The 12897-nt window shown below is 72.5% G+C and carries 11 protein-coding genes and 2 pseudogenes; 6 read left to right on the top strand and 7 right to left on the bottom strand.

Annotated features, from left to right (window positions below; all coding sequences use genetic code 11):
- The first annotated feature begins 55 nt into the window (after positions 1-55).
- Positions 56-718, top strand: coding sequence for a GNAT family N-acetyltransferase (locus ACGFSC_RS35055; RefSeq protein ID WP_359912258.1), 663 nt, complete (start codon positions 56-58; stop codon positions 716-718).
- 6 nt (positions 719-724) lie between these two features.
- Here ACGFSC_RS35055 and ACGFSC_RS35050 read toward each other — a convergent pair whose 3' ends face one another.
- On the bottom strand, positions 725-1516 hold the full coding sequence (locus ACGFSC_RS35050; protein WP_359912261.1) for an SGNH/GDSL hydrolase family protein: 792 nt from the start codon (positions 1514-1516) through the stop codon (positions 725-727).
- Positions 1517-1775: 259 nt separating this feature from the next.
- A pseudogene (locus ACGFSC_RS35045) lies at positions 1776-2129 on the bottom strand (winged helix-turn-helix transcriptional regulator); the annotation flags it as partial.
- A 97-nt stretch (positions 2130-2226) separates the two neighbouring features.
- On the opposite strand from ACGFSC_RS35045, the gene ACGFSC_RS35040 reads away from it, so the two are divergent.
- Both ACGFSC_RS35040 and ACGFSC_RS35035 read left to right on the top strand, forming a co-directional pair.
- Positions 2227-3441, top strand: a complete 1215-nt coding sequence (locus ACGFSC_RS35040; RefSeq protein WP_359912264.1) for a pyridoxal phosphate-dependent aminotransferase — start codon at positions 2227-2229, stop codon at positions 3439-3441.
- Positions 3442-3472: 31 nt separating this feature from the next.
- On the top strand, positions 3473-3805 hold the full coding sequence (locus ACGFSC_RS35035; protein ID WP_359912267.1) for a YnfA family protein: 333 nt from the start codon (positions 3473-3475) through the stop codon (positions 3803-3805).
- A 60-nt stretch (positions 3806-3865) separates the two neighbouring features.
- Here the strand turns inward: ACGFSC_RS35035 and ACGFSC_RS35030 are convergent, their stop codons facing one another.
- The 3 genes from ACGFSC_RS35030 to ACGFSC_RS35020 form a co-directional block, all read right to left on the bottom strand.
- Entirely contained in the window at positions 3866-5533 is a 1668-nt protein-coding gene (locus ACGFSC_RS35030) for a metallophosphoesterase family protein (protein ID WP_359912270.1), read from the bottom strand.
- A gap of 196 nt (positions 5534-5729) precedes the next feature.
- Positions 5730-5984, bottom strand: a complete 255-nt coding sequence (locus tag ACGFSC_RS35025) for a hypothetical protein (RefSeq protein ID WP_359912273.1) — start codon at positions 5982-5984, stop codon at positions 5730-5732.
- Between the two features lie 167 nt (positions 5985-6151).
- Positions 6152-6568 (bottom strand): (2Fe-2S) ferredoxin domain-containing protein, encoded by a 417-nt coding sequence (locus ACGFSC_RS35020; protein ID WP_359912276.1) that lies wholly within the window; start codon positions 6566-6568, stop codon positions 6152-6154.
- A gap of 188 nt (positions 6569-6756) precedes the next feature.
- Between ACGFSC_RS35020 and lepB the strand changes: the two genes are divergently transcribed.
- A complete protein-coding gene (lepB, locus tag ACGFSC_RS35015; protein WP_359912279.1) occupies positions 6757-7389 on the top strand; it encodes a signal peptidase I in 633 nt (210 codons plus the stop codon).
- A gap of 17 nt (positions 7390-7406) precedes the next feature.
- Here the strand turns inward: lepB and ACGFSC_RS35010 are convergent, their stop codons facing one another.
- Positions 7407-9062 carry an FAD-binding dehydrogenase gene (locus tag ACGFSC_RS35010; protein ID WP_359912282.1) on the bottom strand — a complete coding sequence of 552 codons (1656 nt, stop codon included), beginning with the start codon at positions 9060-9062 and terminating at the stop codon, positions 7407-7409.
- 368 nt (positions 9063-9430) lie between these two features.
- Here ACGFSC_RS35010 and ACGFSC_RS35005 point away from each other — a divergent pair, with 368 nt between their 5' ends.
- Positions 9431-10369, top strand: a complete 939-nt coding sequence (locus tag ACGFSC_RS35005) for an SGNH/GDSL hydrolase family protein (protein WP_359912285.1) — start codon at positions 9431-9433, stop codon at positions 10367-10369.
- Positions 10370-10513: 144 nt separating this feature from the next.
- On the opposite strand, the gene ACGFSC_RS35000 is transcribed toward ACGFSC_RS35005, so the two are convergent.
- Complete coding sequence (locus ACGFSC_RS35000; protein ID WP_359912286.1) at positions 10514-11644, bottom strand: HoxN/HupN/NixA family nickel/cobalt transporter; 1131 nt, start codon at positions 11642-11644, stop codon at positions 10514-10516.
- Between the two features lie 259 nt (positions 11645-11903).
- Here ACGFSC_RS35000 and ACGFSC_RS34995 point away from each other — a divergent pair.
- Positions 11904-12887, top strand: a pseudogene (locus ACGFSC_RS34995) (hydrolase); the annotation flags it as partial.
- Between the last annotated feature and the right edge of the window lie 10 nt (positions 12888-12897).

The raw sequence follows: 12897 nt of genomic DNA, 5'->3' as shown, positions 1-12897 counted from the left end.
GCTGCCGGTAAGCTGTGCACTGCCTTTGAGACCATTACACACGGGGGTGGGCGACATGCGGGAACCGGACACCAGGGACCTGGTCCGGATGTGGATCTCCGGCTGGGCCGTCTCGCGCGGCTCCGCCGAACCGGTGGACCAGCCCTGGGGCTGGAGCATCGACGTCGGCGCGCCGGCCGGCGAGGTGGGCCGGCACGTGCTGCCGGAACCGACCGAGGCCGACGTCCGCAAGCTCGCCGAGACCGTCACCGCGCCGACCACCTGGCTGAAGCTGTTCGCCGAGGACGCCACGGTGCGCCCCTGGCTGGACGAGCGGTGGCGCCTGGACGCGCCGGGCTTCCTGATGAGCGTGCCGCTCGCCGCCGAGCGGCCCGAGGTCCCGGCCGGGTACACCGTGACCGCCTGGGAGCGGGGCGGGGTCCTCCGGGCGCTGGTGCGCACCGGGGACGGGCACCTCGCCGCGCGCGGCCAGGCGGGCCTGGCCGGCCCGGTGGCCGTACCGGACCAGATCACCACCGTGCCCGAGCACCGCCGCCGGGGCCTGGGCGTCCTGGTGATGCGAACGCTCCAGTCCGCCGCGCACGAGCGGGGCGCGCACACCGGCGTACTGGTCGGCACGCCGGAGGGACGGGCGCTCTACGAGGCGATGGGCTGGACCACCCACGCCCCGATGGCGAGCCTGGTCCTCGACGCGCCGGGCGCCGGCGCCGGGGAGTAGCGGGCCTCAGCGGTACGGCAGCAGCTCCGGCCGCTTCGCCGGGCGGCCGTCGCCGGAGGAGCGGCCGGTGAGGCGGCGGCCGATCCACGGGCCGACGTGGGTGCCCAGCCAGCGGGCGTCCTCGCGCAGCCGCTCGGCGCGGCCGGCCGGGGCGGCGGCGGGCAGCGGGGCGCGCCAGTCGAAGGCCGCGGGGCGGCCGAGCGCCTCCAGCACTCCCGCGGCGACCCGGCGGTGACCCTCGGGCGAGAGGTGCAGGCGGTCCTCGGCCCACAGCCGGCGGTCGTCGAAGCAGGGCGCGGAGAACAGGTCGACCACGGCGAAGCCGTCCTGCCGGCCCAGCTCCTGGACGAAGGCCTTCATCCGCAGGATGGCGGGCAGCAGCCGGGCGCTGCCGGCCATGCGCCGGGTGGGGTCGGTGCTGGTGAACAGCACGACGGTGGCGCCGGTGGCGCGCAGCCCGGCGGCGCAGCGACCGAGCAGCCGCTCCACCGCGTCGATGTCGCAGCCGGGGCGCAGCACGTCGTTGAGGCCGCCGGCCAGGGTGACCAGCTCGGCCCCCATCGCGGTGGCGGCGGCGAGCTGCTCGTCGTGGATCTGGCCGATGAGCTTGCCGCGGACGGCGAGGTTGGCGTACCGGAAGCCGGCGTCCGGGGGCTGCGCGTCGGTGCGCTCGGCGGCCAGTGCCGAGGCGACCCGGTCGGCCCAGCCCCGGTAGTGGCCGTCCGGCAGCAGGTCGTCGCCCATGCCCTCGGTGAAGGAGTCGCCGACGGCGACATAGCTGCGGTAGGGGGTGGGCACGGGCTGGCCTCCGCTCTCCTGGAACGACTCCGGCGGTCCGACGGTCCGACGATCGTACGTGCGTGCCCGTCCGGGGCGGCGACGGGCCCCGGCGCTCATCGCACGCCGATCGTTCGTTTATCGGCCCGGGACACACTGAGGGCACACGGGGCGGCGGTCGGCGACGGGGGCCTTGCCGCCGCCCCGTCCGGGCGTCCGGGCACGCCCGCGGTCGTCAGCCGGCCGCGACCGCCGCCGGCTCCTCCGCCACGCGGGGCGTGAACCAGTGCTCGCGCACGGCGTCGGTGGGCCGCTGCTCGCCGAGGGCGGCCAGCCCCCACTGCCCCAGCGCCTCGACGACCGGCCGCAGTTCACGGCCCCGCCCGGTCAGTTCGTAGACCGTCGCGTTGGCGGGCCGCTCCAGCCGGCGGCGGGTCACCAGCTCCTCCGCCTCCAACTGCTTGAGCCGGGCGGCCAGGATGTCGGTGGAGACGCCGGGCAGGTCGGCGTGCAGGTCGGTGTAGCGGCGCGGGCCGCCGAGCAGCTCACGGACGATCAGGAGGCTCCAGCGCTCCCCCACCGCGTCCAGGGCGCGGGCGACGGCGCAGTACTGGTCGTAGCTTCGGCGTGACATGTGGATCAGCATAGCCAAGAGGTTGGACTTTCCAAGTACACACTTGGTAGAACAAAGCTGAAGCAACGGAGCGGTGGTGACGGTCGGGAGGCCGCAGATGGAGTTTCGACAGTCCAGCAAGCTGAATGACGTGTGCTACGAGATCCGGGGCCCGGTGGTCGACCAGGCCAACGCCCTGGAGGAGGCCGGGCACAGCGTGCTGCGGCTGAACACCGGGAACCCGGCCCCGTTCGGCTTCGAGGCGCCCGAGGAGATCATCCAGGACATCATCCGCAACCTGCCCAAGGCGCACGGCTACAGCGACTCGCGCGGCATCCTGCCGGCCCGCCGGGCGGTGGTGCAGTACTACCAGCAGCGCGGGGTCCAGGGCGTCAGCGTCAACGACGTCTACCTCGGCAACGGCGTCTCCGAACTGATCCAGATGGCCGTCACCGCGCTGGTGGACGACGGCGACGAGGTCCTCGTGCCGATGCCCGACTACCCGCTCTGGACGGCCGCGGTCCGGCTGGCCGGCGGCAAGGCCGTGCACTACCTGTGCGACGAAGAGGCCGAGTGGTACCCGGACCTGGACGACATCGCCGCCAGGATCACCGCCCGCACCAAGGCGATCGTCGTCATCAACCCCAACAACCCCACCGGCGCCGTCTACCCGAAGGAACTGCTGGAGGGCATCCTCGACCTGGCCCGCCGCCACCACCTGATGGTGCTGGCCGACGAGATCTACGACAAGATCCTCTACGACGGCACCGAGCACCACTGCCTGGCCGCCCTGGCCGACGACGTGCTGACCCTCACCTTCAACGGCCTCTCCAAGTCCTACCGGGTGGCCGGCTTCCGCAGCGGCTGGCTGGTCGTCTCCGGCCCCCGGCAGCACGCCACCGACTACCTGGAGGGCCTGACCATGCTCTCCGGCATGCGGCTGTGCCCCAACGTGCCCGCCCAGTACGCCGTGCAGGCGGCACTCGGCGGCCACCAGTCCATCAACGACCTGGTGCTGCCCGGCGGCCGGCTCACCGAGCAGCGCGACATCGCCGTCAAGGCGCTCAACGAGATCCCCGGCGTCAGCTGCGTCAAGCCCAAGGGCGCGCTGTACGCCTTCGCCAGGCTGGACCCGGCGGTGCACCGGATCGTCGACGACGAGCGGTTCGTGCTGGACCTGCTGCTGCGCGAGAAGATCCACGTCGTCCAGGGCACCGGCTTCAACTGGCCGCGCCCGGACCACTTCCGCTTCGTCACCCTGCCCCGGGCCGACGACCTGGAGACGGCCGTCAACCGGATCGGGCGCTTCCTGGCCACGTACCGCCAGAGCTGACGCCCCGGGACACACCCTTAGGCTCGACGGCATGACCGTCCTTCGCTCCGTCGCCCTGTTCGTCCTCGCCGCCGTCGCCGAGATCGGCGGCTGCTGGCTGGTCTGGCAGAGCGTGCGCGAGCAGCGGCCGTGGTGGCTGGCCGGCCTGGGGGTGGTGGCGCTCGGCGCGTACGGCTTCGTGGCCGCCCTGCAGCCGGACAGCAACTTCGGCCGGGTGCTGGCCGCGTACGGCGGGGTGTTCGTGGCCGGCTCGCTGCTGTGGGGCGTGGTGGTGGACGGCTTCCGCCCGACCCGCTACGACGTCCTGGGCGCGCTGGTCTGCCTGGCCGGGGTCGGCGTCATCATGTACGGGCCCCGGCGCTGAGGTCCTCCCTCACCGCCGGGGCCCGTCGGGCGCGTCCGGGGAGCGCCGGCCGCTCGGGGACTACCAGCCCCAGCCGCCGCCCTGGCCGTCGTCGTCGCGGTTCGAGTCCCAGCCCTCGCCGACCGTGCGCAGGATCGTGTAGTTGTCGATCTGCGTGCCGTCCTCGGCCAGCGCGGTGACCTTCATGACCGACTTCTGGCCCAGGTGCTTCGGGGTGACGTCGACCTTGATGAAGGAGTAGCCGGTGTAGCGCACCCGCGACCACTGGATGGTCTCGGGGGTCTTCACCTTGCCCTTGCTCCAGTAGTAGGTCTTGACCTCGTCCTGGTGGTTCTCGTGCCCCTCGTAGGTGTCCGGCACGTCGAACTTGTACAGGCTGCGACCGGCCGCACCCGCGGTGACGTAGACCACGCCGTCCTTGGCCGGCTCGATGGTGGCGCCGCTCGGCACCTGCTTCGAGACCTTGTTCCCGAGGATCGCGTCGGTGCGCTCGTAGATGTGGTTGTGGCCGTTGATGACCAGGTCCACCCGGTACTTCTCGAACAGCGGCACCCAGGCCTCGCGGACACCGCCCTCGGAGGCGTGCGCGACGGTGGTGGAGAAGGCGCAGTGGTGGAAGAAGACCACGACGAAGTCGACGGTCTCGTCGTTGCGCAGGTCCTTGAGGGTGCGCTCCAGCCACTTGGTCTGCTTGTTCGCCGAGACGCCCAGGTTGGCCGGGATCTCGTAGGAGACGTCGTTGGCGTCCAGCGAGATGACGCCGACGTTCTTGTAGCGGAAGGTGTAGACGCCGGGGACGGCGCGCGGGTCCGGGCCGTTGTTCGGCAGGAAGAAGCGGGCGTTCTCGCCGCCGTAGCCGTTCGGCGAGTACCAGGCCTCGATGTCGTGGTTGCCGTACGCGACCATCCACGGGATCTCGGCGGCGACCGTCTCGGTCTGCACCAGGAAGTCGTCCCAGGTCTTCGCGTTGAAGACGGACTTGTCCGGGTCGGTGCCGGAACCGGCCGGGTCGGCGTAGCAGATGTCGCCGGCGTGCAGGTGGAAGGCCGGGTTCTGGGCCTTGATGATGTGGTCGTTGCCGGCCGCGTGCGCGCTGACGCCCTGGTCGCCGAAGGCGGTGAAGGTGAACGGCTCGTACACCTTGCCCCAGCGGTGGTCGCGGGAGGGCGCGGTGCGGAAGGTGTGCAGGGTGGAGATCTGCTGCTGCGAGGCCGGGTCGAAGCCCTCGTGGCCGACACCGTAGTAGTAGACGGTGTCGGGGCGCAGGTCCTCCAGCGCCACGTGCAGGTAGTACTGGTCCACCGGCTGGCTGTTGGGGGTCAGCGCCGGGGTGTGCAGGGCGCGGACCTCGGCCTGGACCTTGTGGCTCAGCTCCCACGGGGTCTTTCCGAAGCGCAGGAACGGCTTCTTGACCGGGGCCGGCACCTGCCAGGAGACGCGGAACTGGGTGTCCGGCTCGGGGCCGAACTGGAGGTGACGGCCGGTCGGCGCGACCAGCGCGCCGTCGATGCCGCTGGTCGTGCCACCGGTCAGCAGCTGCGGGCCGGCCGGGGCGGCGAAGGCCGTCCCGCTGCCCAGTGCGCCGCCGACGGCGACGGCGCCCACGGTCACGGCACCGGCGCGCAGCATCCGGCGGCGGGAGAAACGGGCCCGCAGGTACTCGTGCTGCTCGGCCATGCTCATGCGGTCGGCAAGCTTGGCCGGCACGCCCATGTTGGGGATATCCATGCGCGGGACTCTTCCAGCGGCACGTTGATCGCGCACGGACGCCGGGTGAACGGGTCGCAGCGTACCCGTCATTCGAACGCCAATGTTCGACCATGATTCGGTAAAGGGCGTACCCGTACCGTCTCGACGCCGCATCATGGCCCCCACCGGTCCCCCGGGCTGAGTGGGCGTCACCGGACCCGGGCCGGGGCCGTCCTCAGCCGGAGGGCTCGTCCCACTGGGTGGCGGCCCGGTTGCCGGTGCCGTCGCAGGTGCGGCAGATCTCGTCCCGGTAGGCGTGCTTGGCCCCGGTCGCGTCCACCCGGTAGCGCACGTACACCCCGGTGCCGTCGCAGAGGAAGCAGTTGCCGCCCCCGCCGCCCACCTCGGTGGTGCCGGTGCCCTGGCAGGTCCGGCAGCTGAGACCGGCGGTCCGGCCGGTGCCCGCGCAGATGCGGCAGACCGTCGTCATCGGCTTCCTCCCTCGCGCGGAATCGGCTCGGCGCCGTCCGCGAGGGCCCGGCGCCACCGGTCATGGTAGTGGTGAAGGCACCCGGACCGACCCGGGTTCGCCCCGGGTAGACATGATCCGACGATCATCCGGTAGGACCGGGGGCCGACCTCAGCCGGAGCCCGACCTCACTCCGGCAGGCCCTCGCGGACCCGCCGGGACACCGAGATCAGCTGGAGGTCCAGCAGCCCCGGTGGATCGGCCAGGCCCGGGCCGCCCGCGCGCACCCAGGCGCCGATCTCGTCGATCATCTCGTCCATCAGCACGAAGCCCAGCCAGACCGGCCGGCCGCCCGCCGCCCGGCCCTCCGCCGAGGGGCCGACCACCACCACGTTCGACTGGGTGCACACGTCCAGGCACTTGACCGCCCGGACCCGGCCCGCCGAACCCACCGCCGTCCGCAGCCGCTCGTACTGGCCCGCATGGTCCACCCCGGGGTGCTTGGCCTCGGTGCCGCAGCAGCAGCCCCGGCAGACCGTGACGGTCACGGGGGCACCGGCGCCCCGCTTGCGGTCCCGGGCACCGTCGCGCTCTCGGCGGCTCATCGGCTCTGCTCCCCCTCGTGGTCGGCGGCGCGCTCCGCACCGGCCCCCGCACTGTACCCGCAGGCCAGGGGGCGCCCGCCAGACCCTTAGGATGCGCACGGCCCACGGGCCGCAACACGAGTCACGAACGACAAGGGGAGGACGGCCGGATGCCGAAGCGAAGGGGCCGCCGCGGTACACGGATATCGGTGGCCGTGGGAGTGGTCGGGATCCTGTGCGCCGTGCTCGGGTTCGCCGTGGTCGGCTCCGGCTACGGCTACCACCGCATGACGGGCGAGACGATGTCGCCGGAGCTGCGGTCGGGCACCGGGCTCTGGACCGAACGGGTCCGGCCCGCGGACGTGCGCCACGGCGAGGTCTACGCCGTCGACTCCCCCTGGACGCTGCAGGGCATGGTCGTCCAGCGGGCCATGGCCCTGGGCGGCGACCGCATCGCCTGCGCGAACGGGCAGTTCAGCCTCAACGGGAAGCCGGTCGACGAGCCGCCGGCCCGGCAGGCCCACACCTGCTACCTCGACTTCGACGTCACCGTCCCGCCGGGCCGGGCCTTCCTCATGGGGGACCGCCGCGCCGACGCCTTCGACTCCCGGATCAACCTGGCCGACCAGCAGGGCACCGTCGACCTCGCCAAGGTCGGCGAGCGGGTGGTGTGGCACAACGGCGCCGGCGACGAGGCGCTGCCCGGCAAGCTCGCCGGGGCACTCGTCCTGGCCGCGCTCGGGCTGCTGCTGGCCGTCATCGGCCTGATCGCGGCGATCGTCCTCGCCGTCCGCGGCCGGGCCGCCCGGCCGCTGGGGCTGGAGCCGCCGGCCACCTTCTGACGCCGCCCCCGGCGCCGCTACCCGACCGCCCGGGCCGCCGCCCGTCCCGCCGTACGGCCCGAGAACAGGCAGCCGCCCAGGAACGTCCCCTCCAGGGAGCGGTACCCGTGCACGCCCCCGCCGCCGAACCCGGAGGCCTCGCCGGCCGCGTACACCCCCGGCAGCACCTCGCCGTCCGGCCGCAGCACCCGCGAGGACAGATCGGTCTCCAGTCCGCCCAGCGACTTGCGGGTCAGGATGTTCAGCCGGACGGCGATCAGCGGCGCGGCGCCCGGGTCGAGGATGCGGTGCGGGGCGGCGGTGCGGATGAGCCTGTCGCCGAGGTGGCGGCGGGCCCCGTGGATCGCGGTGACCTGGAGGTCCTTGGCGAAGGGGTTGGCCAGCTGCCGGTCGCGGTCCTCGACGGTGCGGCGCAGCTCGTCCGGGTCGATCAGCGGTTCGCCGGTCCTGGCGTTCATGCCCCGGGCGAGGTCGGCGAGGTCGCGGGCGACCACGAAGTCCCGGCCGTGCCGCAGGTGGCCCTGGACCGGGCCGGGGGCGCCGGGCAGCGCGCGCCCGAGCACGCCGCGCACCGACTTGCCGGTCAGGTCGGGGTTCTGCTCGGAGCCGGAGAGGGTGAACTCCTTCTCGACGATCCGCTGGTTGAGCACGAACCAGGTGTACTCGTACCCGGTGGACATGATGTGTTCGAGCGTCCCGAGGGTGTCGAAGCCGGGGAACAGCGGGACGGGCAGCCGCCTGCCCCGCGCGTCCAGCCAGAGCGAGGAGGGGCCGGGCAGGATGCGGATGCCGTGCCGGGCCCAGATCGGGTCCCAGTTCTCGATGCCCTCGGTGTAGTGCCACATCCGGTCGCCGTTGATCAGGCTGGCCCCGGCCCGGCCGGCGACCTCCAGCATCAGTCCGTCCACGTGCGCGGGCACCCCGGAGAGCAGCCTGGCGGGCGGGGTGCCGAGCCGGGCCGGCCAGGCCTTGCGGACCAGGTCGTGGTTGCCGCCGATGCCGCCGGAGGTGACGATCACGGCCTGGGCGCGCAGCTCGAAGCTCCCGGCGGCCTCTCGCGAGCTGGCCTCGCCCCGGCCCGCCGGGCTCGGCACCAGCACCTCGCCGGTGACGGTGTCGACGGCGCCCGCGGTGGCGGACAGCCCGGTGACCCGGTGCCGGAAGCGCAGGTCCACCAGGCCGCGCGCGGCGGCGGCGCGGACCCGCCGGACGAAGGGCGCCAGCAGCCCCGGCCCGGTGCCCCACGTGATGTGGAAGCGCGGCACCGAATTGCCGGGCCCGTCGGCGAGGTAGCCGCCGCGCTCGGCCCAGCCGACCACCGGGAAGAACCGCACGCCCATGCCGTGCAGCCAGGAGCGCTTCTCGCCCGCCGCGAAGTCCACGTACGCCTCGGCCCAGCGGCGCGGCCAGGCGTCCTCGGGCCGGTCGAAGCCGGCCGTACCGAGCCAGTCCCGCAGGGCGAGGGCGTGCGAGTCGCGGATCCGCATCCGGCGCTGCTCGGGCGAGTCGACCAGGAAGAGGCCGCCGAAGGACCAGTGCGCCTGGCCGCCGAAGGAGGCGGCGGGCTCCTGGTCGAGGAGGATCACCTTCCGTCCGGCGTCGGCGAGTTCAGCGGTGGCGGCGAGGCCCGCGAGGCCCGCTCCGATGACGATGACGTCGGCGTCCAGGGCCATGCGCAGTCCTCCGTCGGGGCTCGCGGTGGCGGCGCGTCCGGGACGCGTCGCCGCTGTGCGCCCGATACTGCGGTCTGCGGTGACGTCCGGTCAACCGGCGGGTAACAACCGCCCGCGTGAATTCCGCTCCGGGCCGTTTCGGAATTGCCGCCGGCAGTGGCGCGATAGCCGTTCGAGAGCCGTGCGATAGCCGTTCGGCACCCGGTGGGGCGAAATGCGGAATTCCGTCCGGGCCGGTCTGACGGAATGTCGGCAATTTCCGCGCAAACCATGGACGTCCGGGAAACCTGGCAGTAACTTACCTGCGAGTAGCTGTGGCCCGGCTCGATGCGACCCCCACCCGTCGTTTCTCTCCCCCAGGAGGAATCGTGCTCCGCCCTGCCCGGAAATCCCGGCACCTCCGGAATTCCACCGCGCTCGCCGCCGTCGCCCTCGGTGCCGCACTCGCGCTCACCTCCACCAGCGCCCAGGCCGCCGGCGCCGCGCCGAAGCACTACGTGGCGCTCGGCGACTCCTACGCCGCCGGCGCCGGCGTGCCGGGCCAGTCGGCCGGTCTGTGCCTGCGCTCCGACCGCAACTACGGCCACCTGGTCGCCGCCGCCCTCAAGTCCGGCCGGTACACCGACGTCACCTGCTCCGCGGCCAAGATCAAGGCGATGACGCAGCCCCAGTACGACGCCTTCATCAGGGTCAACGACCCGCAACTGGACGCGGTGACCGCCGACACCGACCTGGTCACCCTCGGGATCGGCGGCAACGACCTCGCGGCCAGCGACCTCGGCCTCGGCGAACTGGTCGCCACCTGCATCGCCGGCGCCGTCGTCAACCCGCTCGGCACGCCCTGCAAGGACGTCTACCACCACGGCTACTGGGACTGGAGCAGCATGTCCTGGCAGTACGGCACCGACGACCTGGCCGAGCGGATCCGCACCACCATCGCCCCGCAGCTGGCCGACACCCTCAAGCGCATCCACGCCAAGGCGCCCGGGGCCAGGGTGCTGCTGGTCGGCTACCCGTCCGTGCTGCCCGCCGACGGCTCGAAGTGCATCCTGCGCCAGCCGGTGACGCCGGGCGACGTCGAGTACATGCACGGCGTGCTCAACAAGCTGAACGCCGCGCTGAAGTCCACCGCGGCCGCGAACGGCGCGACCTACGTGGACACCGCGACGCCGACCCTCGGGCACGACGTCTGCTCGGACGACCGCTGGATCGAGGGCGCGCTGCCCGGCTCGCCCGCCGTGCCGTTCCACCCCAACGCGACCGGCGAGCAGGTGATGGCCCAGGCGGTGCTCGCCGCGCTGAAGTAGCGCGGCCGCGGCGCCCGAACCGCCGCCCGCGCGGGTGCCGCGCCCCTACCGCCGCCCGCGCGGCGCCCGCCCGGCGCGCCCCCGGAAAGCCCCGAGGGGCCGGTGACCGAACCCCCGGTCACCGGCCCCTCGGTCCTGCGCGCCCTACTCGGACTTCGCGGAGGCGGAGGCGGAGGCGGCACCGGCGGCGGAAGCGGCGGCCAGCCCGGCCGACCACTTCTCCTCGACGTTGCCGAGCTTCCAGTAGGCGATCGCCGCGGCCCAGGTGAGCACGAACAGTCCGACGATGGCGTAGCCGACGAAGTTGAGGTCCAGTGCGCCGATCCAGGCGACCGGACCGCTGGTGATGTCCAGCTTCTCGCCGAGCAGGCCGATCAGCTCGATCGAGCCGATCACCAGCGCGACCAGCACCGACAGCCCGGTGACGGTCAGGTTGTAGTAGATCTTGCGGACCGGCTTGGAGAAGGCCCACTCGTACGCGAAGTTCATGAACGAGCCGTCGATGGTGTCCAGCAGGCTCATTCCGGCCGCGAACAGGATCGGCAGCGTGAGCAGCGCGTACCAGGGCAGCGAGAAGGCCGCCGCGCCGCCCGCCAGCACCAGCAGGGACACCTCGGTGGCGGTGTCGAAGCCCAGGCCGAACAGCAGGCCCACCGGGTACATGTGCCAGGGCTTGGTGACGGCCCTGGTGACCCTGCCGAGGATGCGGTTCATCAGCCCGCGCCGCTCCAGCTGGCGCTCCAGCTCCGCCTCGTCGTAGTCGCCCTCGCGCATCCGGCGGAAGACCTTGAGGATGCCGTTGAAGGCGCCCAGGTTGATCAGGCCGAGCAGCAGCAGGAAGGTGCCGGAGACGGCGACGCCGATCAGGCCGGTCATCTCGTGCAGCGTCGAGTCGTCGGACTCCACCTGGCCGGCCAGCGAGCGGATGCCGAGGGCCAGCAGCGCGCAGAGGCCGAAGACGATCGACGAGTGCCCGAGCGAGAACCAGAAGCCGACCGACAGCGGCCGCTTGCCCTGGCCCATCAGCTTGCGGGTGGTGTTGTCGATGGCGGCGATGTGGTCCGCGTCGAAGGCGTGCCGCATGCCGAGGGTGTAGGCGGTCAGGCCCATGCCGGCGCCGAACACCTGGCCGCCGACGTCGTAGTGCTCGGGCTCGACCACCGCGAGCAGGGTGAACCAGCCGATGACGTGGAGCGCGAGGATGAATCCGCCCATTCCGGCCAGGCGGATCCACTCCTCACGGGTGAGCCGGTCGCGCCAGCGGGGGGCGGTCATCGTCGTGTCCTTTCGGTCGGGCGGTCGAAGCTGGGCCATCTTTCCGCCTAGGTGCGCGCAGTTGCAAGTCATGCGCAATTACGGATTCGCCTCTCCCCGGTCTCCCCCGGCTTCCACCCCCCTCCCGGAGATCGTCACGACCCGTACAAGGCTTCGTAACCTCGGAGGGCTTTCACCCTGCGCTCTACGCGCGGATACTCCCGTTCTACGCGCGAAAACCTGAGCGCTGCCCCCTCAACTCCCCACGGAGGAACGGCACATGACGATCCGCATCCGAACCGCCGCGGCTCTCGCCGGAACGGCCCTGCTCACGGCCGGTCTCACCACCCCCGCCGCCACCGCCGCGCCCGGCCCCGCCGCGCCCGCCGCTCTCACCGCGCCCGCCGCTCCCGCCGCCAGGACCGCCACCGTCGGCGCCACCCCGCACCGGGTGCTGTTCGACAACAGCAAGGCCGAGACCGCGGGCAACGCCGACTGGATCATCAGCACCAGCCAGCCCGACCCGCTGGCCCAGAACGCCAACCCCACCACCGAGAAGAGCTGGACCGGCGCTCTGTCCGCCTGGGGCGTCGCCCTCCAGAAGACCGGCCAGTACAGCCTGAAGACCCTCCCGGCCGGGTCCACCATCAGCTACGGCACCGGCGCCGCGCTCGACCTCGCCAACTTCGACACCTTCGTGATCCCGGAGCCCAACACGCGCTTCTCCGCGGGCGAAAAGGCCGCGATCATGAACTTCGTGAAGAACGGCGGCGGGCTCTTCCTGGTCTCCGACCACACCAACAGCGACCGCAACAACGACGGCTGGGACTCCCCGAAGATCATCAACGACCTGCTGACCAACAACGGGGTGAACAACAACGACCCCTTCGGCTTCTCGGTCGACCTGCTCAACATCACCACCGACAACCCGCGCGCGGCCGACGCCCCGACCGACCCGGTGCTGCACGGCCCCTTCGGCACCGTCACCGGCTCCATCCTGCGCAACGGCACCACCTTCACCCTCAAGCCCGCCGACAACCCGAACGTCAAGGGCCTTGTCTACCGGACCGGCTACAGCGGCACCACCGGCGCGTTCTTCGTCACCAGCACCTTCGGCTCCGGCCGGGTCGCGATCTGGGGCGACAGCTCCCCGATCGACGACGGCACCGGCCAGTCCGGCAACACCCTGTACAACGGCTGGGACGACCCGGCGGGCACCGACGCCGCCCTCGCCCTCAACGCCACCGCCTGGCTGAGCAAGGCCTGACCTGGGG

The organism is Kitasatospora sp. NPDC048715, assembly GCF_043198905.1.
Lineage (GTDB): Bacteria > Actinomycetota > Actinomycetes > Streptomycetales > Streptomycetaceae > Kitasatospora > Kitasatospora lactacystinica.
This window is presented reverse-complemented; position numbering and strand designations above follow the sequence as displayed.